Raw genomic sequence first — 23761 nt, 5'->3', positions numbered from 1 at the left:
CACACAATATCCGGCAGATACCGGACGAAACAAACAGAAGAACAGGGGTTTAAAGCCGTGATCAAATCGGAACTCGTTCAGATTATCGCCAGCCGCAATCCGCATCTCTTCCAGCGCGATGTCGAAAACATCGTCGGCGCGGTATTCGACGAGATCACAAACGCCCTTGCCGAAGGCAATCGCGTTGAACTCCGGGGCTTCGGCGCCTTTTCGGTGAAAAACCGCCCCGCCCGCAGCGGCCGCAATCCGCGTACCGGCGAAACGGTTGACGTGGAAGAAAAGTGGGTTCCCTTCTTCAAGACCGGCAAGGAACTGCGCGACCGTCTGAACGGCGCAGTCTGATAGACACTATGGCGGCAAAACGCATCATCGCCATCATCGTTCTTGTACCGCTCGCCGTGGTTCTGATTGCGTTGTCGGTCGCCAATCGCGCGTCGGTGCAATTCACGATCGATCCATTCAATCCGGGCAATCCTGCTCTTTCCTATAATGCGCCGCTGTTCCTGTGGCTGTTCGGAGCACTTCTCCTTGGCGTCGTCATAGGCTCTTTGGTGACATGGTTCACGCAGGGCAAGCATCGCCGCAAGGAGCGGATGTACAAGCAGGAGGCGGCCCGCCTGCTTGAACGCAGCACAGCCGCCGAAAAGCGCAATATACCGGTCGTGAATTCCTGAAACGGTCTTTATTCTCGAACCCGGAAGCAAACTTCCGGGTTTTCGACTGCTGAAATATCCTTTGTGCACGGTTGAACGTCGTTTTCCCCTTCCACACCGGCCCTGTTTATCCTACCTAGACCCCAATCATGATGATTGGAGTTTCGGGTGAAAGCGCCAAAGGGAAAAGGCAAAAAGCCGTCGGGCGGAAAGCAGGACCGTGGTTTCGAGCGCACAAGACACGATGCGCCACGCCCGGAAAACAAACTTGAAAGCAGATTTGAAGGCAAGTCCGATAAGGGCGCATCCTTCAAAAAGCCTCGCCCCCAGTTCGCCAAGGCTGCGCCGAAGCCGGTCGATGACAAGCCCGCCGCACCCATTCGCGAAATCAAGCCCTATGCCGGCGCCCGTCCGGCAGAGAGATTGCCGCTTATCCTCGAAACCGAACCTTCGCGCGATTATGCGCTGCTCGACAGTGGCAACGGGCTGAAGCTGGAGCAATATGGCCCCTATCGAATCGTCCGCCCGGAAGGTCAGGCTATCTGGCTGCCGAACCTGCCTCAGAAAGAGTGGGATCAGGCGGATGCCGTCTTCACCGGCAATACCGATGAGGAAGGCATGGGCCGCTGGGCGTTTCCGAAACTGCCGCTCGGTGAAACATGGCCGATGCAGCACGACGGCATTTCCTTTCATGGCCGTTTCACCTCTTTCCGCCATGTCGGTGTGTTCCCCGAACAGGCCGCGCACTGGTCCTATATGGATGGACTTATCCGGGAAGGCGTAAGGTCCGGGCGCAGCGTGAAAGTGCTCAATCTTTTTGGCTATACGGGTGTCGCCTCGCTGATGGCGGCACGGGCCGGTGCGGAAGTGACCCATGTGGACGCATCCAAGAAAGCGATCCTGTGGGCGCGTGAGAATCAGGAAATGGCCGGGCTTTCCGACAAACCGATCCGCTGGATCTGCGAAGACGCGATGAAATTCGTGGCTCGCGAGGAACGGCGCGGCAGCTTCTACGACATCATCCTGCTTGATCCGCCTGCCTATGGGCGCGGACCGAGCGGCGAGGTCTGGCAATTGTTCGAGCATCTGCCCGCAATGGTCGATACATGCCGGTCGATCCTGACGCCGAAGCCGCTGGCCGTCATTCTGACTGCCTATTCGATCCGCGCATCCTTCTTCGCCATTCATGAGCTGATGCGCGACCGTTTCACCGGCCTTGGCGGCACGGTCGAATCGGGCGAACTTATTCTGCGTGAACGCTCTAGCGATCAGACGGGCGGGCGCGCGCTTTCCACATCCATGTTCAGCCGCTGGGTAGCAAAATGAGCCGTGACGACGATTTCTCAAAAGGCCCACGGGGCGAATATTCAAAAGTCGGTCAGGTCAAGGAAGTTACCAGCCTCACCAATCCCATTGTGAAGGACCTTCGCTCGCTGGCGCTGAAAAAATTCCGCGACCAGCAGGGCGTGTTTCTGGCTGAAGGGCTGAAGCTTGTCATCGACGCGCTGGAACAGGACTGGCGCATCAAGACGCTTGTCTTTGCGAAATCCGGCAAGGGCAACAAAATGGTTGAGCAGGTTGCAGCGCGCACCTTCGCCAAGGGTGGACTGGTGCTGGAAGTGACCGAAAAGGTCATTTCGGCCATCACGCGACGCGACAATCCGCAGATGGTGGTCGGCGTCTTCGAGCAGCAGTATCGTCCGCTTGCAAGCCTCAAGCCGAAGGGCAACGACGTTTATATCGCGCTCGACCGCGTACGCGACCCCGGCAATCTGGGCACCGTCATCCGTACCGCCGATGCGGTCGGTGCCAAGGGCGTTATTCTGATCGGCGACACAACTGATCCTTATTCGCTGGAGACCGTGCGCGCCACCATGGGCTCGGTCTTTTCCATGCCGCTCTATAAGGTGAGCGAAGCCGATTTCCTCAACTGGCGCAAAGGCTTTTCCGGCCTTGTCGTCGGCACTCACCTGAAAGGTGCTGTCGACTATCGCACCATTCCCTATGCCAGCAAACCGGTCGTTCTGATGATGGGCAATGAACAGCAGGGCCTGCCGGACAGCCTTGCCGGTGCTTGCGACAAGCTTGCACGCATTCCGCAAGCAGGGCGCGCCGATTCTCTCAATCTTGCCATCGCCACCGGCGTGATGCTCTACGAAATCCGTCGCGACGCGCTCACGCTTGATGAAAGGGCTTCTGAATGAAGCGACATGCGGTCTGGTCCTCACTTTTTGTCGTCATTCTCACCATATTGATCGATCAGGGCGTCAAGCATCTGGTGGAGACACGGATGGGCTACGGCCAGCAGATCGACCTCCTGCCGTTCCTCGCATTGTTCCGCACCCATAATGAAGGCATTGCCTTTTCCATGCTGGCCTGGCTGCACGACTGGGGACTGGTGGCAATCACCGCCGCAGTTATCTTGTTCGTGCTTTATCTCTGGTGGACCAACGCGCCGGACCGCATCTTTGCACGTTACGGTTTTGCGCTTGTCGTGGGCGGCGCCATCGGCAATCTCATCGACCGCGTCATGCATGGCTATGTCGTGGATTATATTCTGTTCCACCTGCCGACATGGTCATTCGCCGTGTTCAATCTTGCCGACACGTTCATAACCATCGGTGCCGGGCTCATCATTCTTGAGGAGTTTCTCGGCTGGCGGCGCGAGCGGGCCGCTCGCTGAATGAGGCCGCTTGAACGGTTTCGGCCTTTCGCATAATTTGATCTCGTGAAATTAGAAGCTTTTTGAAGAGGATAAGGTCCAGCCACCTGAATTGACACATTGGTGACATGCTTCTGTCATCCTCGCGTAGCACTGAATCTGTAATGCTTCGGCCGAACTGGACGTCGCGTCCACGCAATCTGTCCGAACGCGGATTGGAATGGCACTTGCTGAAATATCAGTGGGAAAGCCATTCAGGAATACGTGAATAGACAAATCAGGAGCCATCATCATGACAGTACTGCTTGGAATGGACCAGCAAATCATTGATGATACCGTCATGTCAGGCTTAGAAGCACAACAGGCGCTGTTCGCGTCCGGTAGCGATCCCATTGTTCTGGGACGCATCGGATCGCTGGAAGTTCGGCTTGCCAATTCACTTGAGGCCGTGGAAGCCGCGCAGGAATTGCGCTTTCGTGTCTTCTTCGACGAAATGGGTGCGCGCCGCGAAAGCATCGAAGCCGTGGAACTTCGCGACGCCGACCGCTTCGACGCCATTTGCGATCATCTTCTCGTTTACGATACTGCCCTGCCCGTGCCGGAGCACCAGCAGATTGTCGGCACCTACCGCCTGATGCGCAGCGATCAGGCGGAAAAGGCGCTCGGTTTCTACTCCGCCGATGAATATGACGTGCAGCGCCTCGCCCTTTCGCGCCCGAATCTTCGTCTGCTTGAGTTGGGTCGCTCCTGCGTGAAGGCGGAATATCGTTCCAAGCGCACCGTTGAACTTCTGTGGCAAGGCGCCTGGGCCTATTGCCGCCGCCATTCCATCGATGTGATGTTCGGCTGCGCCTCGTTCCATGGGGCTGTGCCTGCCGCTCACGCACTCGGCCTGTCGTTCCTCTATCACAACTGCCGGGCAACGCCGGACTGGGACGTGCGCGCTCTGCCTCACCGCTATCAGGCCATGGACCTGATGCCGAAGGAAGCCATCAACAACAAGGTTGCACTCTTCTCGATGCCGCCGCTGGTAAAGGGATATCTGCGTCTTGGTGCGATGATCGGGGATGGCGCGGTGATCGACGAAGCCTTCGGCACCACCGATGTCTTCATCATTCTGCCGATTGAGCGTATTTCCAGTCGCTACATTACCTATTACGGCGCTGAAGCGAACCGTTTTGTGTAAAAGAAAAGGCGAAGCACCAGCTTCGCCTTTTTACTTTCACGCCTTTCCTGCCAATTCCTTCAATTTGTAGATCAGGTCCAGCGCTTCGCGCGGCGTCAGCTCATCCGGGCTGATGGCGGCGACCGCCTTCGCCAGTTCACTGTCTTTGGCCTGAACCTGCTGCTTCGGCTTTTCCTGCTGCAAGACGACCGAGAACAGCGGCAGATCATCGATCAGCTTGTCCGCCTTGCCGGAGGTTTCCCCAGCTTCGAGCTGGTGCAGCACGTCGCGGGCGCGGTTGACGACCGCTTCGGGCAGTCCTGCCAGACGCGCCACCTGCACGCCATAGGACCGGTCGGCAGCACCTTTCGCCACTTCATGCAGGAAGACGACATCATTGTCCCATTCCTTGACGCGCATGGTGACATTGGAAAGCCGCTCCAGCTTTTCCGAAAGTGCGGTCATTTCGTGGAAATGCGTGGCAAACAGCGCACGGCAGCGGTTCTTCTCATGCAGATATTCGACTGCCGCCCACGCGATAGACAGTCCGTCGAAAGTCGCCGTACCGCGCCCGATCTCATCGAGGATCACCAGCGAACGTTCGCCCGCCTGATTGAGGATCGCAGCCGTTTCCACCATTTCGACCATGAAGGTGGAGCGCCCGCGCGCCAGATCGTCGGAAGCACCAACGCGGCTGAACAGCCGGTCCACGACACCGATCTGCGCAGAACCGGCAGGGACGAAGGAACCCATCTGCGCAAGAATAGCGATCAGCGCATTCTGGCGCAGGAAGGTCGACTTACCGCCCATGTTCGGGCCGGTGAGAAGCCAGATCGCACCGTTCCCGCCATCCTTTTGCGGGGAGAGATCGCAATCATTGGCGACGAACGGGTTGGCCGCCTGCCGCCGCAAAGCCTGTTCGACGACCGGGTGACGACCAGCCACGATGTTGAAAGACAGGCTGTCATCCACCTGTGGGCGGCAATAGCCCTGCTCTTCCGCCAGCACGGCAAGCGCTGCCGAAACGTCAAAAACCGCGAGCGCCGATGCTGCCGCGCGGATGCTGTCGGCATGGGAGACGGCTTCCGCTGTCAATTCCTCAAACACGGCAAGCTCGATAGACAAGGCGCGGTCGGCAGCGTTGGCGATCTTGCTTTCCAGCTCTGCCAGTTCGGTCGTGGTAAAGCGCATGGCGTTGGCCATGGTCTGGCGATGGATGAAGCGGCCCTTGGCCTCATCCGTATCCGTCATTGCTCCGGCATTGTTGGCCGTCACCTCGATGAAATAGCCAAGCACGTTGTTGTGCTTGATCTTCAGAGACTTGATACCGGTCTCTTCGATATAGTCGGCTTGCAGTCCGGCGATTACCCGGCGCGACTGGTCACGCAAGGCCCGCATTTCATCCAGCTCGGCATTATAGCCTGCGCGCACGAAACCGCCGTCGCGTTTCAGAAGCGGCAGTTCATCGGCCAAGGCCCGGTCGAGATGGGCGGTGAAGATGGCAGGCATGGCGCTGACCGCATCGCGGGCACGGGCCAACTCGTCCGGCAGCAAGGCACTTTCCAACAGGCTTGCAATAGTGTGCGCGGCCTCGAAGCCCCGGGCAAGGCCGCCCAGATCGCGCGGTCCGCCGCGCCCGACAGCAAGACGCGAGAGCGCGCGCGGCATATCCGGCACGCCTTTCAGTTCAGCGCGCATGGCTTCGCAGAGCGGCGGTTCGCTCAGGAACCAGGAAACAGAATCGAGCCTCAGCGCGATTTCCTTCGGATTGGTGAGCGGTGCCGTCAGACGTTCGGCGAGGAGCCGCGCACCGCCTCCGGTAACGGTGCGGTCAATGGACTTGAGAAGACTGCCGTCGCGATTTCCCGACATGGTGCGCACCAGTTCCAGACTGGCGCGCGTGGCCGGATCGATGAAAATCGTGCCGCCCTCATGCTCGCGCTCCGGCCGCATCAAGGGCGGGCGCTCGGAAATCTGCGTCTTTTCGATATAGGCTATCGCACCGGAAATGGCCGACAGCTCGGAGCGGCTGAACTGGCCGAAACCGTCCAATGTCGCCACGTTGAAATAGCGCTGGATGCGGGCTTCCGCAGCCGCACTGTCGAAGAGGGTCGCCGGTTGCGGCGTCACCGCCTTGCCGACCAGATCGAAGACGGGGCGCAATTCCTCGTCGTGGAAGGCGCTGTCGGCTACGACCAGTTCGCGCGGGTCCACCCGCATCACATCAGCGAAGAGCCTGTCCGGCGTGGTTTCCGTCACGCGGAAGGTTCCGGTTGAAATATCGATCCAGGCGAGCGCCAGCGCACCATCGCCGCGCGTGCGCCCCATCGCCATGAGGAAATTGGCTTCGGATGGATCAAGCAGCTTTTCTTCGGTCAGCGTTCCGGGTGTGACGAGACGGATCACATCGCGCTTCACCACCGATTTGGAGCCGCGCTTCTTCGCCTCTGCCGGGTCTTCCACCTGTTCGCAGACCGCGACGCGATAGCCCTTGGCGATCAGCTTCTGCAGATAATCGTCGGCGGCATGAACCGGCACGCCGCACATCGGAATATCCTCGCCCAGATGCTTGCCACGCTTGGTAAGCGTGATGCCCAGCGCAGCAGATGCCTCCACTGCGTCATCGAAGAACAACTCGTAGAAATCGCCCATGCGATAAAAGAGCAGCGAATCGACATTCGCCGCCTTGATCTCGATATATTGCTCCATCATGGGCGTCAGGCGAACGGGTGCTGCCTCGGCGGCATTTTCTTCCGCTTCTGAGGTGTGTTCGTTAGCCGTCGCTTCCATCGGTAAACCTTCATTTATTGCTTGGCAAACAGTGCCAAAGTCATAAAATTTCGTATTCCATCGTTTTTGGATGAATATCTATTCCCGTAAGCGCTGTTTACACAATGCGTGACTGGCGCTATCGAGGTTCTCCCGCAGATGAAACCGGAGGGAACATGCCAGCCTCGACGCCGAAGGGCAACACATCAGAACGCGCACCCACAGCCAGTGAGAAGGAAGCGCTAGACTTTCACGCGCAGGGTCGTCCGGGCAAGCTGGAGATCAACCCCACCAAGCCCATGACCACACAGCGCGATCTGTCGCTTGCCTATTCTCCGGGCGTTGCCGTGCCGGTAAAGGCAATTGCCGAAGACGCCGCCCGCGCCTACGACTATACGGCCAAGGGCAATCTGGTCGCCGTCATATCGAACGGCACCGCAATTCTCGGCCTCGGCAATCTGGGCGCGCTCGCGTCCAAGCCCGTCATGGAAGGCAAGGCCGTGCTGTTCAAGCGCTTCGCCGATGTCGACTCCATAGATCTTGAAGTCGATACAACTGACATCGACGCCTTCATCAATGCGGTGCGCTATCTCGGCCCGTCCTTCGGCGGCATCAATCTGGAAGATATCAAGGCGCCCGACTGCTTCATCATCGAGAGCCGCCTGCGCGAATTGATGGACATTCCGGTTTTCCACGACGACCAGCATGGGACGGCCATCATCGCCGCTGCGGGCCTGATCAATGCGCTGCATCTGACCGGCCGCGACATGAAGACGACGAAGCTCGTCTGCAATGGCGCGGGTTCGGCGGGTATTGCCTGTATCGAACTTATCAAGGCGATGGGTTTTGCCCCGGAGAACGTCATCCTGTGCGACACCAAGGGTGTTGTCTATCAGGGTCGCGAGGAGGGCATGAACCAGTGGAAATCGGCACATGCGGTCAAGACCGACAAGCGGTCGCTCGCAGATGCCATGAATGGCGCGGACGTCGTGTTCGGTCTTTCGGCGAAAGGCGCGTTTACGGAAGATATGGTCCGTTCTATGGCGCCGAACCCGATCATCTTCGCCATGGCCAATCCCGACCCGGAAGTCACGCCCGAAGAAGTGGCGCGCATCCGCGACGATGCCATCGTTGCGACGGGCCGTTCGGATTATCCGAACCAGGTCAACAATGTCCTTGGCTTTCCCTATATCTTCCGTGGCGCGCTCGACGTGCGTGCGACCACCATCAACGATGCGATGAAAATCGCCGCCGTCAACGCGCTGGCCGAGCTTGCCCGTGAGGACGTGCCGGACGATGTTGTCGCTGCCTATCAGGGCAGCCGCCCGCGCTTCGGCCCGAACTACATCATTCCGGTGCCGTTCGATCCGCGCCTGCTTGCATCGGTCTCGGCTGCCGTCGCCAAGGCCGCGATGGAAACCGGCGTTGCCGGACGCGCCATTGCCGACATCGAAGGCTACAAGCGCGAACTGTCGGCCCGTCGCGATCCGATCGCCTCCACCCTTCGCGGCATCTATGAGCGCGTGCGGCGCCAGCCGAAGCGCATCGTCTTTGCCGAAGGCGAGGAAGAACAGGTGATGCGCGCCGCCGTTTCCTACGTCAATCAGGGTCTCGGCACCGCTATCCTCGTAGGACGCGAGGAACGCGTGCGCGATACGGCGAAGGCTGCCGGTCTCGATCTCGACCGTCCCGGCATCGAAATCATCAATGCGCGCCTGTCGAGCCGCAATGCGGCTTACGCCGACTATCTTTACGAGAAATTGCAGCGCAAAGGCTATCTGACGCGCGATTGCCACCGCCTCATCAACAATGACCGCAATCATTTTGCGGCTTGCATGGTGGCGCTGGGCGATGCCGATGGCATGGTGACGGGCGTGACCCGCAATTACGCGACGGGTCTCGACGATGTGCGCCGTGTGATCGATTCCAAGCCCGGCCATCGCGTGGTCGGCGTTTCCATTGCGCTGTGCCGCGGACGCACCGTATTCATCGCCGACACAGCCGTCCATGAAATGCCGACAGCAGCCGAGCTTGCCGATATCGCAGTCGAGGCTGCGGGCATGGCGCGCCGTATGGGTTATGTGCCGCGTGTCGCACTCACCGCCTTCTCGACCTTCGGTCATATGGGGGGTGAACGCTCCGCCCGCATCCAGGAAGCCGTCCGCATTCTTGCAACGCGCCATGTGGATTTCGAATTCGACGGCGAAATGAGTGCCGATGTGGCTCTGAACCCGAAGCTGATGGAACAATATCCGTTCATCCGCCTGTCGGGTCCGGCGAACGTGATCGTCACACCCGACAATCATTCGGCGTCGATTGCCGCCGACATGCTGCAGGAACTGGGTGGCGCGACGATCATCGGTCCCCTGCTCGTCGGCCTCGACAAGCCTGCGCAGATCGTCACCATCGGCGCGAAGGATTCCGACATCGTCAATATGGCGGCAATCACCGCCTATAACGCGACGAACTGAGAGAGCAGCAACCAGGGATAAAAGGCCGGGGAAACCCGGCCTTTGCTTTTGGATATTCATGTCCTGTAAAAGCGGCTATAGGATACTCCGTCGCCTCCAATCCTGTAGCCGGACCCAAAACCCGCATGAGCGCACACGACCTTAAGCTGGAAGAGATCGTCAATCCCGAGACGCTGCGGCGCAAGCTCAACGAACTGGCGGATTCCACGGACGAAAACTACACCAGTCCTACCGTACGCAAAGTGGTTCTTCAGGCCCTGAAGGATGCACTGGTGCGCGGCCGCGCCCATGCGGAAGGCATGTTGATGAAGGATGGAGGCGGCACGCTTTGCGCCAAACGCCTTTCCTTTCTCATGGATACGCTGATCGAGGCGCTGTTCGAATTTGCCACCACCAAGGCCTATCCGATGGTCAATCCGTCGAAAGCGGAAAACATGGCCATTGTCGCCGTCGGCGGGTACGGGCGCGGCGGACTGGCGCCGGGATCGGATATAGATCTTCTGTTTCTGCTGCCCTACAAGCAGACCCCGTGGGGTGAGCAGGTGGTCGAATACATGCTCTACATGCTGTGGGACATGGGACTGAAAGTCGGCCATTCCACGCGCAACATCGATGAGTGCATTCGTCTGGCGCGTGAGGACATGACGATCCGCACGGCAATTCTCGATGCGCGGTTTCTCACCGGCAATCGCGAGCTCTTCAAAACGCTTGTCACCCGCTTCGACGACGAAATCGTCAAGGATACCGGCCCGGAATTCATTCAGGCCAAGCTTGCCGAGCGCGATCAGCGCCACCGCAAGGCCGGCGAAACCCGCTATCTGGTGGAGCCGAACGTCAAGGAAGGCAAGGGCGGCCAGCGCGACCTGCATACGCTGTTCTGGATCACCAAGTATTTTTACCGCGTCAAGACGAAAGAAGAGCTGGTTAAACTCGGCGTTCTGTCACGAGCCGAGCTGAAACTGTTCAACAAGGCGGAAGACTTTCTATGGGCGGTGCGGTGCCACATGCACTTCGCGACGCTGAAGGCAGAAGAGCGCCTTTCCTTCGACATACAGCCGGAAATCGCTGAACGCCTTGGCTATACGGCGCATCCCGGACAGAACTATGTCGAGCGGTTCATGAAGCATTACTTCCTCGTGGCTAAGGATGTGGGCGACCTCACCCGCATCATCAGCGCAGCACTGGAAGAACAGCAGGCCAAGCACGTTCCAGGCTTCAACCGCATCTTCCTCACCTTCTCACGCCGCAAGCGCAAGCTTTCCGCTGACGGTGACTTCGTTTCCGAAAATCACCGCATCAACATCGCGCGGCCGGGGGTTTTCAAGGAAGACCCGGTCAACATCATCCGTCTCTTCCATCTGGCGGACAAGCACGGGCTGGAGTTCCATCCCGAAGCGATGCAGAGCCTCACCCGCTCCTTGAAACTCATCAATGCCGATCTGCGCGAGAACCCGGAAGCCAACCGGCTCTTCCTCGAAATTCTGACCTCACCGCGCAATCCCGAACTCATTTTGCGCCGCATGAACGAATCCGGCGTGCTCGGAAAGTTCATTCCGGATTTCGGCAAGGTCGTCGCCATGATGCAGTTCAACATGTACCACCATTATACGGTGGACGAGCACCTGCTGCGCTGCATCGCCGTGCTGTCGGAAATCGAGCATGGCGAGCTTGAAAACGAACATCCGCTTTCAAACCACCTCATCACCACCGTCAAGCGCGACCGCAACCTGCTTTATGTGGCCCTGCTCTTGCACGACATCGCCAAGGGGCGACCGGAGGACCACTCGGTTGCCGGTGCGCGCATTGCCCGCAAGCTCGGCCCCCGCTTCGGCCTTAGCCCCGCCGAAACCGAAACCGTCGAATGGCTTGTGCGCGAACATCTGACCATGAGCATGGTGGCGCAGTCGCGCGATCTCAATGATCGCAAGACCATCATCGACTTCGCCGATACCGTGCAGACGATGGAGCGGTTGAAACTTCTCCTGATCCTGACCGTCTGCGACATCAAGGCGGTCGGCCCCGGTGTATGGAACGGCTGGAAGGGCCAGCTTCTGCGCACGCTGTTCTACGAAACCGAATTGGTTTTGACCGGCGGTTTCTCGGAACTATCCCGCGCCGACCGTGACTATCAGGCGCGGGAAGCGCTGGCGGAACGGCTTTCCGACTGGTCCAAGGACAAGCGCGATGCCTATCTGGCACTTCATTACACCAACTATTTCCTCACCGTCAGCCTTGAGGATCAGGTCCGGCACGCCCATTTCATCCGCGAAGCCGACCGCAACGAGCGGGCGCTGGCCACGATGGCGAAACCGCATACATTCGAGGCCGTGACTGAAATCACGGTGCTGGCACCCGACCATCCGCGCCTGCTGTCGATCATAACGGGTGCCTGCGCTGCGGCAGGGGCCAACATCGTCGACGCGCAGATTTTCACGACCGGTGACGGGCGGGCGCTCGACACCATTCTCATCAGCCGTGAATTTAATACCGACGATGACGAGCGCCGCCGTGCTGAACGCGTCGGCAAGGTTATCGAGGATGTCCTGTCCGGCAAGGCGCATTTGCCCGACGTTCTGGCCAAGCGCACCAAGCCGAAAAGGGCCGCCAAGGCTTTCAAGGTTGAGCCGCGGGTCGAGATCAACAACACGCTTTCCAACAAGTTCACCGTCATCGAGGTGGAAGGTCTGGACCGTCCCGGCCTGCTTTCGGAACTGACCGGCCTTATTTCCGACCTTTCACTGGATATTGCTTCAGCCCATATCACCACATTCGGCGAGAAGGTGATTGACAGTTTTTACGTAACGGACCTAGTGGGCCACAAGATTTCAAATGCCAACCGTCAGGGCAATATCAGGCGCAAGCTGCTTGGTGTTCTGGGCGGGGAAAACGGCAGCAAGACACAGGGCCGCTCATCGCAGGCCGCAGCATAGGTTTTTCAGTAAATGAGTTTGGTCAAGAAGTTTGCCACGGTCGCGTCCGGAACGCTGATGAGCCGCATTTTCGGCTTCACACGCGAGATGTTCATGGCGGCGGCCCTTGGCACAGGTCCGGTAGCCGATGCCTTCAATGCCGCCTTCCGCTTCCCGAACACCTTTCGCCGTCTCTTTGCCGAAGGCGCCTTCAATTCTGCCTTCGTGCCGCTTTTTGCCAAGGAAATCGAAAAGAACGGCATGGACGGTGCACGCCGCTTTTCCGAAGAAGTGTTTGGCGTTCTCTTCACCGTGCTTCTGTTCCTGACCATCGTAATGGAACTATCGATGCCGTTCATCGTGCGCACGGTCATCGCGCCTGGCTTCACTGACGATCCGGTGAAGTTCGAGAACACGGTGCGTCTCGCCGTCATCATGTTCCCCTACCTCGCCTGCATGTCGCTTGCCGCGATGATGGGCGGGATGCTGAATTCGCTGCACCGTTATTTCGCGGCGGCAATCGCCCCGGTGTTTCTCAACATCATCCTGATCGGCGTCCTGGCCGTGGCCTGGTGGCGCGGCTATGATGCGCTGGCCGTTGGATATGGCCTTTCCTGGGGCGTCATGGCTGCGGGTCTGGTCCAGCTCGCTATCGTCTGGATTGCCGTGCGCAGTGCAGGCATCAAGATCGGCTTCCGCCGTCCGCGCCTCACGCCCAACGTCAGGCGGCTTCTGGTGCTGGCTCTTCCCGCTGCCATTACCGGCGGCATCACGCAGATCAACCTGCTGATCAACACCAATATCGCATCGGGTATGGAAGGCGCTGTATCCTCGCTCGTCTATGCCGACCGCATCTATCAGCTGCCGCTCGGCGTCGTCGGCATTGCGGTCGCGACCGTGCTTCTGCCGGAACTGTCACGCGCATTGCGTGGCGGTCACATGAAGGAAGCAGCCAACCTGCAAAACCGGTCGGTCGAGTTCACCTTGTTCCTCACGCTGCCAGCCGCAGCCGCTCTGCTCGTCATGTCGGAGCCAATCGTGCGGCTTTTGTTCGAACGCGGCAAGTTCAGCCCGGATTCCACGCTTGTCGTATCCAATATTCTGGCGATCTACGGCCTCGGCCTGCCTGCTTTCGTGCTGATCAAGGCGTTCATTCCGGGCTTCTTCGCCCGCGAGGATACCCGTACGCCGATGATCTTCGCCGCTATTTCGGTAGCGGTAAACGTTTCCCTTGCCATCTCGCTTTTCCCGCATTTCGGCCCGGCCGGCATCGCCACCGCTGAAATTGCCGCCGGCTGGGTCAACGCCGTGCTACTGTTTGCTACACTTGTGAAGCGGGGCCATTGGGGACAGGATCTTCCACTCCTCACCCGCATCCCGCGTCTCCTCATCGCGGCAGGGATCATGGCCATCGGCATCCATTTTGCCATTAGCTACTTTGCCCACGAGCTTTCCTCGGCAGCACCGCTTGTTGTACGGGCGGGAACCGTGACCGCAATCGTTGTTGCCGCAATGGTGGTTTATTTCGGTTTTGCCTTTGGTCTCGGCGGCGCCAATACCGGGATGATCCGCCGCAACATCAAGCGCGGCGCGGCAAAGAAAGCGCCAGAAAGCGAGCAATAATTCACGCTTGAAAGGCGGCTGCGTCTCTGCGAAAAGACCAGCATTCAAAATCCCCGCTCTCCACCGGCGGGGCTAACTTTTTTAGGAAACGCTCATGAGCACGTTCAAACCGCTTGTTTTCTCCGGTGTCCAACCGACCGGAAATCTTCACCTCGGCAATTATCTCGGGGCAATCAAGCGGTGGGTGGACATGCAGGACACCAACGACTGCATCTATTGCGTCGTGGACATGCACGCCCTGACCGTCTCGCCCGATCCGGCTGAGCTGATGCAGTCGACCCGCGAAGTCACCGCAGCTTTCCTTGCCGCTGGCATCGATCCGAAGAAGAGCATCGTCTTCAACCAGAGCCGCGTCATGCAGCATGCTGAACTGGCCTGGGTGTTCAACTGTGTCGCGCGTATCGGCTGGATGAGCCGCATGACCCAGTTCAAGGACAAAGCAGGCAAGGACCGCGAAAATGCTTCGCTCGGACTGTTCGCCTATCCGAGCCTGATGGCCGCCGACATCCTGCTTTACCGTGCCACCGCTGTCCCGGTTGGCGAGGACCAGAAGCAGCATCTGGAACTGACCCGCGATATCGCCCAGAAGTTCAACAATGACTATTCCGACCGTATCGCCTCACTGGGGATCGGTGTGGATATGAAGGTCGGTGACGAGCAGGTATCGGGCTTCTTCCCGCTCACCGAGCCGGTCATTTCCGGCCCGGCCATGCGGATCATGTCGCTGCGCGACGGCACCAAGAAAATGTCGAAATCCGATCCGTCGGACCTGTCGCGCATCAACCTGATCGATGACGAAGAGACCATCACCAAGAAAATTCGCAAGGCAAAGACCGACTCGGATGGCCTGCCAACCGAACTCGACGGCCTCGACGGACGCCCGGAAGCGGATAATCTGGTTGGCATCTATGCAGCGCTTTCCTCTCGATCGAAGGAAGATGTGCTCAAGGAATTCGGCGGGCGCCAGTTCTCCGAATTCAAGGCATCGCTTGCCGATCTGGCGGTGACCAAGCTTTCGCCGATCACCCATGAGATGCGGCGGCTGGTGGCCGATCCTGCCTATATCGACAGTGTTCTGCGCGATGGCGGCGAACGGGCTGGTGTGATCGCGGAACAAACCATGCGCCATGTCCGCGATATTGTTGGCTGGCTGCAGAACTGAATTTCTCGATTGCGACTTAGGGCGGCGGCATTTTTGCCGCCGCCCTCTCCGTTTAAAGATCAACCTTCGATCCGCAAGCTCCTGTAAATGTCAGCTTGCAGACGGTCGATCCCGATGGCAAATTGCGGCCATGGTATCAAAACGACTTAGCCGGGAAGCCGGTCACCGCCGCAAGTTTCTTGCCGTCATCGATGAAACGCCCGAATGCGGGCGCGCCGTCGCCTATGCCGCACGCCGGGCGAAAAACACCGGCGGCTCGCTCATCCTGCTTTTCGTGATCGATGACTCCGATTTCCAGCAAATTCTGGGCGTTGGTGAAATCATGCGTTCCGAAGCGCAGGATCGTGCCCAGGCCGCGCTTGAGAAATTCGCGGCAACCGTGCGTGCAGATCAGGGGATCGAGCCGGAAATCAGCATCCGCGAGGGGGAAACCGCCGCGGAGCTGACGAGCCTCATCGAGGAAGATCAGGATATCGCAATTCTGGTTCTGGCTGCGGGTTCGGGCAAGGAAGGCCCCGGCCCTCTCGTGCAATCGCTTGCCAGTCGCTCCCAGTTCCCGATCCCGGTTACGGTCATTCCAGCAGGTATGAGCGACGACGACATTGATGCGGTGACCTAATCACCCTATATTGATGGCAACTGATACGCGCAGCATCGGGACAGCACTTGCGTCCATGGCGATCTGCGCCTACGAAAATCGTTCCAAAATCTGAAAGCGGGACAACTGGCATGTTCATCCAGACTGAAACCACGCCCAACCCGGCGACCCTGAAGTTTCTTCCCGGCAAGGTCGTCATGCCGGAAGGCACCGCTGATTTCCGCGATGCTTCCACCGCTGGCAACACATCGCCGCTCGCAGCCAAGCTTTTTTCGGTTCCGGGCGTGACGGGTGTTTTCTTCGGCTATGATTTCATCACCGTCACCAAGGAAGACGGCGAATGGCAGCACTTGAAGCCTGCCATTCTCGGCACAATCATGGAGCATTTCATGTCCGGCGCGCCTGCAATGGCTGGCAATAGCAATGCCGACGCCGCTGCCGCACATGGCGATGAAGAATTTTTCGATGAGGCCGATGCCGAAACCGTCGAGATCATCAAGGAACTGATCGAAACCCGCGTTCGTCCGGCAGTGGCGCAGGATGGCGGCGACATCACCTTCCGCGGTTTTGAAAACGGCACCGTATTCCTGAATATGAAGGGCGCCTGCTCAGGCTGCCCGTCATCGACTGCAACGCTGAAGCACGGCATCCAGAACCTTCTGCGTCATTTCGTGCCGGAAGTGCAGCAGGTCGAACAGATTTGAGCCGATTGAAATCGCAAATGAAAAAGGCCGCTTCAAGCGGCCTTTTTCATATCTGTATCGCCTGGACTTATTGCTTTACGATGACCTTCGCGCCCTGTTCGGTGCGGTCGTAAAGATCCATGATGTCCTGGTTCATCAGGCGGATGCAGCCGGAAGACATTGCCTTGCCGATGGACCACCATTCCGGCGTTCCGTGCAGACGATAGCCCGTATCGCCACCCTTGTTGTACAGGTAGAGTGCGCGAGCGCCGAGTGGATTACGCAGGCCGGGGTCCATGCCATTGCGATATTTTGCCAGTTCCGGCTGGCGCTTGATCATGGCCGAAGGCGGTGTCCAGGTCGGCCATTCGCGCTTCATGGCGACGCGCGCCGTGCCGGACCATTCGAAACCTTCACGGCCGACGCCAATGCCGTACCGCATCGCCTTGCCTTCAGGCATGATGAGATAGAGGAACTTTTCCCGCGTATCGACAATGATCGTGCCCGGCTTTTCGTCCGTTGGATATTTGACGACCTGACGGCGATATTGCGGTTGAATCTTTTCGCTCGGAATTGCCGGGACGACATAGCCGGCGTCAGTGACCGAAGAATAGGAAGCCGTATAGAAAGTGCCGCCTGCGGTCGAGCAGCCAGCGACGACACTGCCCAGGAAGAGAGCCGCCGTCAGATTTAGGACGCGAGAATTCATGCATTCCCCCAGATTGGTTCATTCCGTCAATGGGACCGCGATGGGCCGGAGATAGATGCGAATCGTTCGTTGCCGTTGAAGATGCGGCAGTATTGTTAACCAGACGTTAACCGTAAATTGAAAATTCCTTGATTAAGACATTTTTTGGCCATGTTTCGCCTTGTCGGCGTCAGTTTTTGTGTAGTCCGCCCCTGATTTTAGATTGTCTCCCTCTGAGACCGCGCACAAAATGCGCCCCATGCCCATTGTGATTCCCAACCAGACCCATCCTCTTTCAGACGGCAGGCAATCTGAGAATGCCATGCTCGTGCGGCGCGGCGTGCAGCGCCTTTTTCTGGAAATGGGTCTTGCCACCTTGCCCGAGCTGCCACTGGCGTCAGGCCGGCGCGCCGATCTGATTGCAATCAGCCGCAAGGGAGAAATCTGGATCGTGGAGATCAAATCCTCTATCGAGGACTGGAAGGCGGACCGCAAATGGCCGGAATATCGCGCCTATTGCGACCGGCTGTTCTTTGCTACTCATCCGGGAGTGCCGAGCGGAATATTTCCGCAAGAATGCGGCTTCATTCTCTCTGACGGATATGGAGCTGAAATCATGCGCGATGCCCCGGAACATAAATTGCCCGGCGCGACACGAAAGGCGTTGATGTTGCGCTTTGCGCGGGTGGGCGCCGCTCGTCTGACCATTGCCGAACTGGCCGGTCTCGAGGTTCCCGAGACCGAAATAGACTGATTTGGTAGCGCTCTATCTCTTTGTTTTGACGCGTATCTTTTCCGAAAACCGTTTCACACTTTTCGGGATGCGCTCTAACGCGGAGCGCGCTTGGCCAGAATGCGCTGCAATGTGCGGCGGTGCATGTTGAGACGACGGGCGGTCTCGGAGACATTGCGTTCGCACATTTCATAAACCCGCTGGATGTGCTCCCAGCGAACCCGGTCGGCGGACATCGGATTTTCCGGCGGCGCGACCTTTTCACCGGGACGGCGGGTCAAGGCCGCAAAGACCTCATCCGCATCGGCGGGCTTGGACAGATAATCGATGGCGCCAAGCTTAACGGCGTTCACAGCGGTTGCGATATTTCCGTACCCGGTAAGCACGATGGCGCGGGTGTCGGCGCGGCGCGAGCGAATCGCCTCGATGACGTCGAGGCCGTTGCCGTCACCGAGCCGCATATCCACGACCGCATAGGCGGGGGCAGCGGCCTTGGCAGCGGCGATGCCTTCCTCAACCGATTCCGCGGTCGTCACCTGAAAACCCCGGCTCTCCATGGCGCGGGCAAGGCGCTGCAAGAAGGGCTTGTCGTCATCAACCAGAAGGAGGGTCGGATCGTTGCCTATGGCTTCGGTGTCTTCCTGCTTCAAGTCGTCCATCGGGTGCATCCTGCCTGTATTTTTCTTTCCTTATTGATACCCCTGCGTCAAAAAGTCAAATAGCCATTGAATTGTTGAAGCAATTTCAGCATGTGTTCAGTCGCGAAAGCAATCCAAACCTTTGTATTTCAAGAACATTTTTAAATGCGGACACGAGGATTTGATAGGAAAATCCTATAGATGCCCGCAAGCCTGCTTCAGACGGACGTGAAGGCGGAACGCGGCCAGACCACCTTTACTTCCGCACCCTGTCCCGGATTGTTGCGATTGCGGAAGGTGATATGGGCGCCAGAGCGCTCCAGCAAGGTTTTGGCGATAAAAAGGCCGAGCCCCAAACCGCCGCCATTTCGGGTATTGTCGCGGCTCGTCATATAGGGCTCGCCGATACGGTCGAGGATTTCAGGCTTGAACCCTTCCCCGTCGTCCTGAATGGTCACGCTCACATTGCCATCGGTCCAGCCCCAGGTGACGTTGACCGTATCGCGCGCAAAATCGACGGCATTTTCCACCAGATTGCCGAGGCCGTATAGCAGGCCGGGATTGCGCCGCGTGACAGGTTCCGGTTTGGGACCTTCCATCTTCTGCACGTCGATGGTGATGCCGAAATTGCGATGCGGAGCGATCACCTCTTCAATGAGCGAAGAGAGCGGCAGACGTGACATATGCTCCTCGCCTTCCGACGACAGGCTAGTCAGCCGCTGGAGAATTTCCCGGCAGCGCTGCGTCTGGGAATGGAGCAACGCGATGTCTTCGGCAAGGCCCGGATCGGTGGTATGGGCGCGCTGCATTTCCTTCACCACCAGTGCAATCGTCGCCAGCGGCGTCCCCAGTTCATGCGCCGCGGCGGCCGCCAGCCCGTCAAGCGCCGACAGATGCTGTTCGCGCTGGAGAATAAGTTCGGCGGCACTCAATGCATCGCCCAATTGACGAGCTTCCTCGGCGATGCGGTAGGCATAGACCGCCGTGAAACCGAGCGCGGAAATAATGGCGCACCAGATACCGATCACGAACAGGAACGGCAGATTCAGCGTTTCGCCCGGATACCAGGGCAGCGGTTCGTGCCTGATAGTAAGCACCGATGTGCAGGCAACCACCAGCAAGCCCAGTACAAGCGTATGGCGGGCAGAAAGCGACGTCGCCGAGATAATGACGGGCACGATCATCAGGATGACGAACGGATTTTGCAGCCCCCCGGTGAGATAGAGAAGACCCGCCAGTTGCAGAATATCGAATGCCAGCACCAGACTTGCCGCCGCCGGATTGAGCCGATGATTGGTCGGAAAACGGAAGGCCAGGTAAAGGTTGAGCCATGCCGAACAGGCAATCAGCGCAAAACAGATGCCGACGGCAAAAGGAAATTGCAGATAAAGCGCCACGAGCATGACAGCGGCGGTCTGACCGGCAATGGCCAGCCAGCGCACCCGTATCAACGTGGTCAGGCGCGGACGCCGCGAAAGATTGGAAGCGCGATTCTCGAATTCTGCGTGCATGAGGTCCCTCGTCAGGCTCCTTATGAGGCAAGCCCGGACCAGAAAGCAAGCGGAACTGCGTTATCCGGTCGCAGGGTGCCGTGATAGGACCGGTCAAGATTTTGGTTATGACGTGCCGAAAATGGTGCGCTTCGAGAACCGGAGCGGATCGTACTTTTAGGTACATGAGCAGCGGGAGCGCAGAAGAGTAGCCACTTGCAGGCCGTCAGAGCCAAAATCTCAGGTTCCACGCGGCTTGGCGCGGCGCGTCGCTTCCGCATTGACCGGATCTTCCGGCCAGACATGTTTGGGATAACGTCCGCGCATATCGGAGCGCACATCCGCCCATGATCCCTTCCAGAAGCCGGGAAGATCGCGGGTAATCTGGATCGGGCGATGAGCGGGAGAAAGAAGCTCCAGCAAGAGCGGCACCTTGTCGTTGGCGATCGCCGGATGCACGCCTAATCCAAACAGTTCCTGCACGCGTACCGCGATCACCGGCTCTTCGGCATCGTAACGGATCGGAATATTCGATCCGGTCGGCACTTCAAAATGCGTCGGCGCAAGCTGGTCGACACTGCGCTGGAGGTCAAAGGGAACGAGGCTTATCAGGCCGTTTTTCAAGACATGGCCGGGAATGCGGTCGAGCTGCGCTTCACCCGTCAGAAACGGGAGCAGCCAGTCCTCCAGTTTCTCCAAAAGGTATTCATCCTCCATTGACGGCCATGGGTCGCCAAGTCCGCGATGAAGCCAGCCGAGGCGACGGCGCAGAATAGCGGCCTCCTTGCCCCATGGCAGAATATCAAGTCCGTGATCACGCACGGCGGCAATGACGCCTTCATCGGCAACACTGCCCGACGGGGCGGCAAGCGGCTTTTCAGAGAGCGCTATCGCGCCGATGCGCACAGCTTCACGCGCCCGCAAGGCATTCTTTTCCGGGTCGTAGACCACTTGTCTGCCGCTTTCGATCCTGTCACCAAGGGCGGCACGGATTTCTGTTTCCGAGACTTCCGCGGCAGAAAGAACACGCGCCCTGCCCGCCTTGCCCGACATATCGGCAACCACCAGCCATGGTGCGCGGCTGAGGCTTATGCCGGGATCGACTTCACCGCCGCGCCCATTGGCGAGCAGAAATTGCCCCGTCTGCCCGCGAGCCTTTGCTATGCGATCCGGATAGGCATCAATCAGCATCCGGCCGACGCTCGAGCCTGCCGCTTCGCCCTTGTTTGGGACATTTGCGGCAAGCCGCCTTGCCAATCCTTTTGCGCGCTGCGCACGGTCGGAACGATCGTTGCGGAATCGCGACATGCGGGCATCGAGGTCGGTTTCATTGCCGCCTAAGCCACGTTCGGTCAGCAACACCGCGAGTTCGGCTGCCTTCTGCGCCTCGCCGCGCTTGCCGGCTTCCGCCACCATATGCGCCAGACGTGCAGGCAGGGCCAAAGAGCGCATTGCTTCGCCATCGGGTGTCAATCGTCCGGCCTCATCCAGCGCACCGAGCCGGCTAAGCAATGCTTTTGCCTCCTTCAGCGCAGGCTTCGGCGGAACATCGAGAAAACTAAGCGTTGCCGGATCGGCCACACCCCATGCGGCGGCATCGAGTACGAGACCGGACAGGTCAGCTTCCAGAATTTCCGGCGGAGAAAAAGCGGGGAGCGACGCCGTCTGTCCCTGATGCCAGAGGCGAATGGCGACACCGGGTTCGGTTCGCCCGGCACGGCCCGCACGCTGATCAGCACTTGCGCGCGAAGTCCGAACGGTTTCAAGGCGGGTCAGGCCCGTGGCCGGTTCATATTTCGGCTGGCGTGCAAACCCGCTATCGATCACCACGCGCACGCCATCAATCGTGATGGAGGTTTCGGCAATGGAGGTCGCCAGAACAACCTTGCGATGACCCGCCGGGGCAGGCTTGATCGCCGCATCCTGTGCACCACCTTCCATCGCGCCAAAAAGGGGAGCCAGAATGATATTGGCAGGCAGGAACTTTTCCAGAATGCCAGCCGTGCGCTCAATCTCACCCTGCCCCGGCAAAAAAGCCAGAACGCTGCCGGTCTCGTCGGCCAATGCATCACGGATAGCACGCACCATCGCGTCTTCGATCCGTTCCTCCGCTTTGCGGTCGCGATAGCGGATATCGACAGGATAAGCGCGCCCCTCACTTTCAATCACCGGCGCGTCGCCAAGAAGCGAAGCAACACGCGCACCGTCAAGCGTCGCAGACATGACGAGGATTTTAAGATCGTCGCGCAGTGCTGCCTGCACATCGAGCGCCAGCGCCAAACCGAAATCCGCATCGAGACTGCGTTCATGGAACTCATCGAACAGCACTGCGGCAACGCCCTTGAGGTCTGGATCGTCGAGGATCATGCGCGCAAACACGCCCTCGGTGACGACAAGGATTCTGGTTTTACCTGATACCCTGCTTTCAAGGCGCATCCGATAGCCGACGGTTTCGCCCGGCTCCTCACCCAGAAGCTGCGCCATGCGGCGAGCGGCAGCGCGCGCTGCCACACGGCGTGGCTCAAGCAGCACGATCATGCCGTCCTTGCGCCAGCCCGCCTGTAAAAGATGGATCGGCACAAGTGTCGTCTTGCCTGCACCGGGCGGCGCGACGAGGACCGCACTCGCATAATGCGCCAATGCCTCATCCAGTTGAGGCAGAATCTGTGTCACAGGAAGATCGGGCAGGCTCGTCAAAGTAGTTTCCGTGAGATAAGGCTTTCCGCTTTCGTGCTTATCACACAAGGAGCGCATATGATCCATATTCGAAAATCGAGCAGTGAAGATGCGCCTGCATTGACCGAAATCTGGCGAGCCAGCGTTCTCGCCACGCATGACTTCCTGAGCCGCGATGATTTCCTGGAAATCGAGAAGCTCGTTGCCGAGCAATATCTGCCCAATGTCGAGGTCTGGCTTATTGAAGATTCCGGCAAGCCGGTCGGCTTCATGGGCATGAGCGAGCGCCATATCGACAGCCTGTTCCTCGCGCCCGACCAGCGCGGCAAAGGCATCGGCAAGCGCATGATAGCCCATGCAAAAGCGTTCGGCAGTCCGCTGACGGTCGATGTGAACGAGCAGAACCTGCAAGGCGTCGGCTTTTACCGGCATATGGGCTTTGTCGAAACCGGACGCTCGGAGACAGACGATCAGGGACGCCCCTATCCGCTGCTCCACCTGCGACTCACAGTCGACAATTGACATACTCCCCCAGAGTATATAAATTTCGCTGAAATCGGGAGATTCCATGCCGCATTCACCGGAAGATAAGAAGCGCGCGCTGACGCGCCTGCGCCGCATTCGCGGACAGGCCGAAGCGCTGGAGCGCGCGGTGGAGGCTGGCACGGAATGCGCAGCATTGTTGCAGCAGATCGCGGCCTTGCGCGGCGCGGCCAACGGGTTGATGGCGGAAGTACTGGAAAGCCATTTTCGCGAGACATTCGCGCAGGAAACCAAAGCGGACCCCGATACGCAAATCGACGAAATCATGCGGATTTTGCGCACCTATCTGAAATAGGCG

General features: G+C 58.8%; 20 protein-coding genes. 15 read left to right on the top strand and 5 right to left on the bottom strand.

Going from position 1 to position 23761, the window contains the following annotated elements; translation table 11 throughout:
* The first annotated feature begins 57 nt into the window (after positions 1–57).
* The 6 genes from J9800_RS11175 to olsB all read left to right on the top strand — a co-directional run bounded on the left by J9800_RS11175 (position 58) and on the right by olsB (position 4501).
* The gene (locus tag J9800_RS11175; RefSeq protein WP_004687882.1) at positions 58–342 is read left to right on the top strand and encodes an integration host factor subunit beta; all 285 of its coding nucleotides are present in this window, start codon (positions 58–60) and stop codon (positions 340–342) included.
* Between the two features lie 8 nt (positions 343–350).
* Positions 351–674, top strand: a complete 324-nt coding sequence (locus J9800_RS11170) for a lipopolysaccharide assembly protein LapA domain-containing protein (RefSeq protein ID WP_114214293.1) — start codon at positions 351–353, stop codon at positions 672–674.
* 147 nt (positions 675–821) lie between these two features.
* Positions 822–1979 (top strand): RsmD family RNA methyltransferase, encoded by a 1158-nt coding sequence (locus J9800_RS11165; protein ID WP_114214294.1) that lies wholly within the window; start codon positions 822–824, stop codon positions 1977–1979.
* Positions 1976–2857, top strand: coding sequence for a TrmH family RNA methyltransferase (locus tag J9800_RS11160; protein ID WP_112589360.1), 882 nt, complete (start codon positions 1976–1978; stop codon positions 2855–2857). The genes J9800_RS11165 and J9800_RS11160 overlap by 4 nt, the downstream gene beginning before the upstream one ends.
* The gene (gene lspA / locus J9800_RS11155) at positions 2854–3336 is read left to right on the top strand and encodes a signal peptidase II (protein ID WP_006465877.1); all 483 of its coding nucleotides are present in this window, start codon (positions 2854–2856) and stop codon (positions 3334–3336) included. The genes J9800_RS11160 and lspA overlap by 4 nt, the downstream gene beginning before the upstream one ends.
* Before the next feature lie 271 nt (positions 3337–3607).
* Positions 3608–4501 (top strand): l-ornithine N(alpha)-acyltransferase, encoded by an 894-nt coding sequence (gene olsB, locus J9800_RS11150; RefSeq protein ID WP_205315867.1) that lies wholly within the window; start codon positions 3608–3610, stop codon positions 4499–4501.
* Between the two features lie 36 nt (positions 4502–4537).
* On the opposite strand, the gene mutS is transcribed toward olsB, so the two are convergent.
* On the bottom strand, positions 4538–7270 hold the full coding sequence (gene mutS / locus J9800_RS11145; RefSeq protein ID WP_114214295.1) for a DNA mismatch repair protein MutS: 2733 nt from the start codon (positions 7268–7270) through the stop codon (positions 4538–4540).
* Between the two features lie 155 nt (positions 7271–7425).
* Here mutS and J9800_RS11140 point away from each other — a divergent pair, with 155 nt between their 5' ends.
* The 6 genes from J9800_RS11140 (at position 7426) to J9800_RS11115 (ending at position 16716) form a co-directional block, all read left to right on the top strand.
* Positions 7426–9720 (top strand): NADP-dependent malic enzyme, encoded by a 2295-nt coding sequence (locus tag J9800_RS11140; protein WP_114214296.1) that lies wholly within the window; start codon positions 7426–7428, stop codon positions 9718–9720.
* A 125-nt stretch (positions 9721–9845) separates the two neighbouring features.
* Positions 9846–12650 (top strand): [protein-PII] uridylyltransferase, encoded by a 2805-nt coding sequence (locus tag J9800_RS11135; protein WP_114214297.1) that lies wholly within the window; start codon positions 9846–9848, stop codon positions 12648–12650.
* Positions 12651–12662: 12 nt separating this feature from the next.
* On the top strand, positions 12663–14252 hold the full coding sequence (murJ, locus tag J9800_RS11130; protein WP_114214298.1) for a murein biosynthesis integral membrane protein MurJ: 1590 nt from the start codon (positions 12663–12665) through the stop codon (positions 14250–14252).
* A 94-nt stretch (positions 14253–14346) separates the two neighbouring features.
* Complete coding sequence (gene trpS, locus J9800_RS11125; protein ID WP_114214299.1) at positions 14347–15414, top strand: tryptophan--tRNA ligase; 1068 nt, start codon at positions 14347–14349, stop codon at positions 15412–15414.
* Positions 15415–15544: 130 nt separating this feature from the next.
* Positions 15545–16033, top strand: a complete 489-nt coding sequence (locus tag J9800_RS11120; RefSeq protein ID WP_112589374.1) for a universal stress protein — start codon at positions 15545–15547, stop codon at positions 16031–16033.
* A 110-nt stretch (positions 16034–16143) separates the two neighbouring features.
* On the top strand, positions 16144–16716 hold the full coding sequence (locus tag J9800_RS11115) for a NifU family protein (RefSeq protein WP_112589376.1): 573 nt from the start codon (positions 16144–16146) through the stop codon (positions 16714–16716).
* Positions 16717–16783: 67 nt separating this feature from the next.
* Here J9800_RS11115 and J9800_RS11110 read toward each other — a convergent pair whose 3' ends face one another.
* Positions 16784–17404, bottom strand: a complete 621-nt coding sequence (locus J9800_RS11110; RefSeq protein ID WP_114214300.1) for a L,D-transpeptidase — start codon at positions 17402–17404, stop codon at positions 16784–16786.
* Between the two features lie 238 nt (positions 17405–17642).
* Here J9800_RS11110 and J9800_RS11105 point away from each other — a divergent pair, with 238 nt between their 5' ends.
* Entirely contained in the window at positions 17643–18137 is a 495-nt protein-coding gene (locus tag J9800_RS11105; RefSeq protein WP_114214630.1) for an MmcB family DNA repair protein, read from the top strand.
* A gap of 74 nt (positions 18138–18211) precedes the next feature.
* On the opposite strand, the gene regA is transcribed toward J9800_RS11105, so the two are convergent.
* From regA to hrpB, 3 genes are all read right to left on the bottom strand, one after another.
* Positions 18212–18775 carry a global response regulator transcription factor RegA gene (gene regA / locus J9800_RS11100; protein WP_114214301.1) on the bottom strand — a complete coding sequence of 188 codons (564 nt, stop codon included), beginning with the start codon at positions 18773–18775 and terminating at the stop codon, positions 18212–18214.
* A gap of 197 nt (positions 18776–18972) precedes the next feature.
* Complete coding sequence (locus tag J9800_RS11095) at positions 18973–20265, bottom strand: ActS/PrrB/RegB family redox-sensitive histidine kinase (protein ID WP_112592283.1); 1293 nt, start codon at positions 20263–20265, stop codon at positions 18973–18975.
* 219 nt (positions 20266–20484) lie between these two features.
* Positions 20485–22941, bottom strand: coding sequence for an ATP-dependent helicase HrpB (gene hrpB / locus J9800_RS11090; protein ID WP_114214302.1), 2457 nt, complete (start codon positions 22939–22941; stop codon positions 20485–20487).
* A 57-nt stretch (positions 22942–22998) separates the two neighbouring features.
* Between hrpB and J9800_RS11085 the strand changes: the two genes are divergently transcribed.
* The gene (locus J9800_RS11085) at positions 22999–23442 is read left to right on the top strand and encodes an acetyltransferase (RefSeq protein WP_114214303.1); all 444 of its coding nucleotides are present in this window, start codon (positions 22999–23001) and stop codon (positions 23440–23442) included.
* Positions 23443–23488: 46 nt separating this feature from the next.
* Positions 23489–23758 carry a metal/formaldehyde-sensitive transcriptional repressor gene (locus J9800_RS11080; protein WP_114214304.1) on the top strand — a complete coding sequence of 90 codons (270 nt, stop codon included), beginning with the start codon at positions 23489–23491 and terminating at the stop codon, positions 23756–23758.
* The last annotated feature ends 3 nt before the right edge of the window (positions 23759–23761 follow it).

The organism is Ochrobactrum sp. AP1BH01-1, from assembly GCF_018066705.1.
Taxonomy (GTDB): Bacteria; Pseudomonadota; Alphaproteobacteria; order Rhizobiales; family Rhizobiaceae; genus Brucella.
This window is presented reverse-complemented; position numbering and strand designations above follow the sequence as displayed.

Bases quoted from the DNA above. Each gene is read 5' to 3' on its own strand.
- J9800_RS11170 (WP_114214293.1), top strand. From the start codon at position 351: ATGGCGGCAAAACGCATCATCGCCATCATCGTTCTTGTACCGCTCGCC.
- J9800_RS11160 (WP_112589360.1), top strand. From the start codon at position 1,976: ATGAGCCGTGACGACGATTTCTCAAAAGGCCCACGGGGCGAATATTCA.
- lspA (WP_006465877.1), top strand. From the start codon at position 2,854: ATGAAGCGACATGCGGTCTGGTCCTCACTTTTTGTCGTCATTCTCACC.
- olsB (WP_205315867.1), top strand. From the start codon at position 3,608: ATGACAGTACTGCTTGGAATGGACCAGCAAATCATTGATGATACCGTC.
- mutS (WP_114214295.1), bottom strand. From the start codon at position 7,270: ATGGAAGCGACGGCTAACGAACACACCTCAGAAGCGGAAGAAAATGCC.
- J9800_RS11140 (WP_114214296.1), top strand. From the start codon at position 7,426: ATGCCAGCCTCGACGCCGAAGGGCAACACATCAGAACGCGCACCCACA.
- J9800_RS11135 (WP_114214297.1), top strand. From the start codon at position 9,846: ATGAGCGCACACGACCTTAAGCTGGAAGAGATCGTCAATCCCGAGACG.
- murJ (WP_114214298.1), top strand. From the start codon at position 12,663: ATGAGTTTGGTCAAGAAGTTTGCCACGGTCGCGTCCGGAACGCTGATG.
- trpS (WP_114214299.1), top strand. From the start codon at position 14,347: ATGAGCACGTTCAAACCGCTTGTTTTCTCCGGTGTCCAACCGACCGGA.
- J9800_RS11120 (WP_112589374.1), top strand. From the start codon at position 15,545: ATGGTATCAAAACGACTTAGCCGGGAAGCCGGTCACCGCCGCAAGTTT.
- J9800_RS11115 (WP_112589376.1), top strand. From the start codon at position 16,144: ATGTTCATCCAGACTGAAACCACGCCCAACCCGGCGACCCTGAAGTTT.
- J9800_RS11110 (WP_114214300.1), bottom strand. From the start codon at position 17,404: ATGAATTCTCGCGTCCTAAATCTGACGGCGGCTCTCTTCCTGGGCAGT.
- J9800_RS11105 (WP_114214630.1), top strand. From the start codon at position 17,643: ATGCCCATTGTGATTCCCAACCAGACCCATCCTCTTTCAGACGGCAGG.
- regA (WP_114214301.1), bottom strand. From the start codon at position 18,775: ATGGACGACTTGAAGCAGGAAGACACCGAAGCCATAGGCAACGATCCG.
- J9800_RS11095 (WP_112592283.1), bottom strand. From the start codon at position 20,265: ATGCACGCAGAATTCGAGAATCGCGCTTCCAATCTTTCGCGGCGTCCG.
- J9800_RS11085 (WP_114214303.1), top strand. From the start codon at position 22,999: ATGATCCATATTCGAAAATCGAGCAGTGAAGATGCGCCTGCATTGACC.
- J9800_RS11080 (WP_114214304.1), top strand. From the start codon at position 23,489: ATGCCGCATTCACCGGAAGATAAGAAGCGCGCGCTGACGCGCCTGCGC.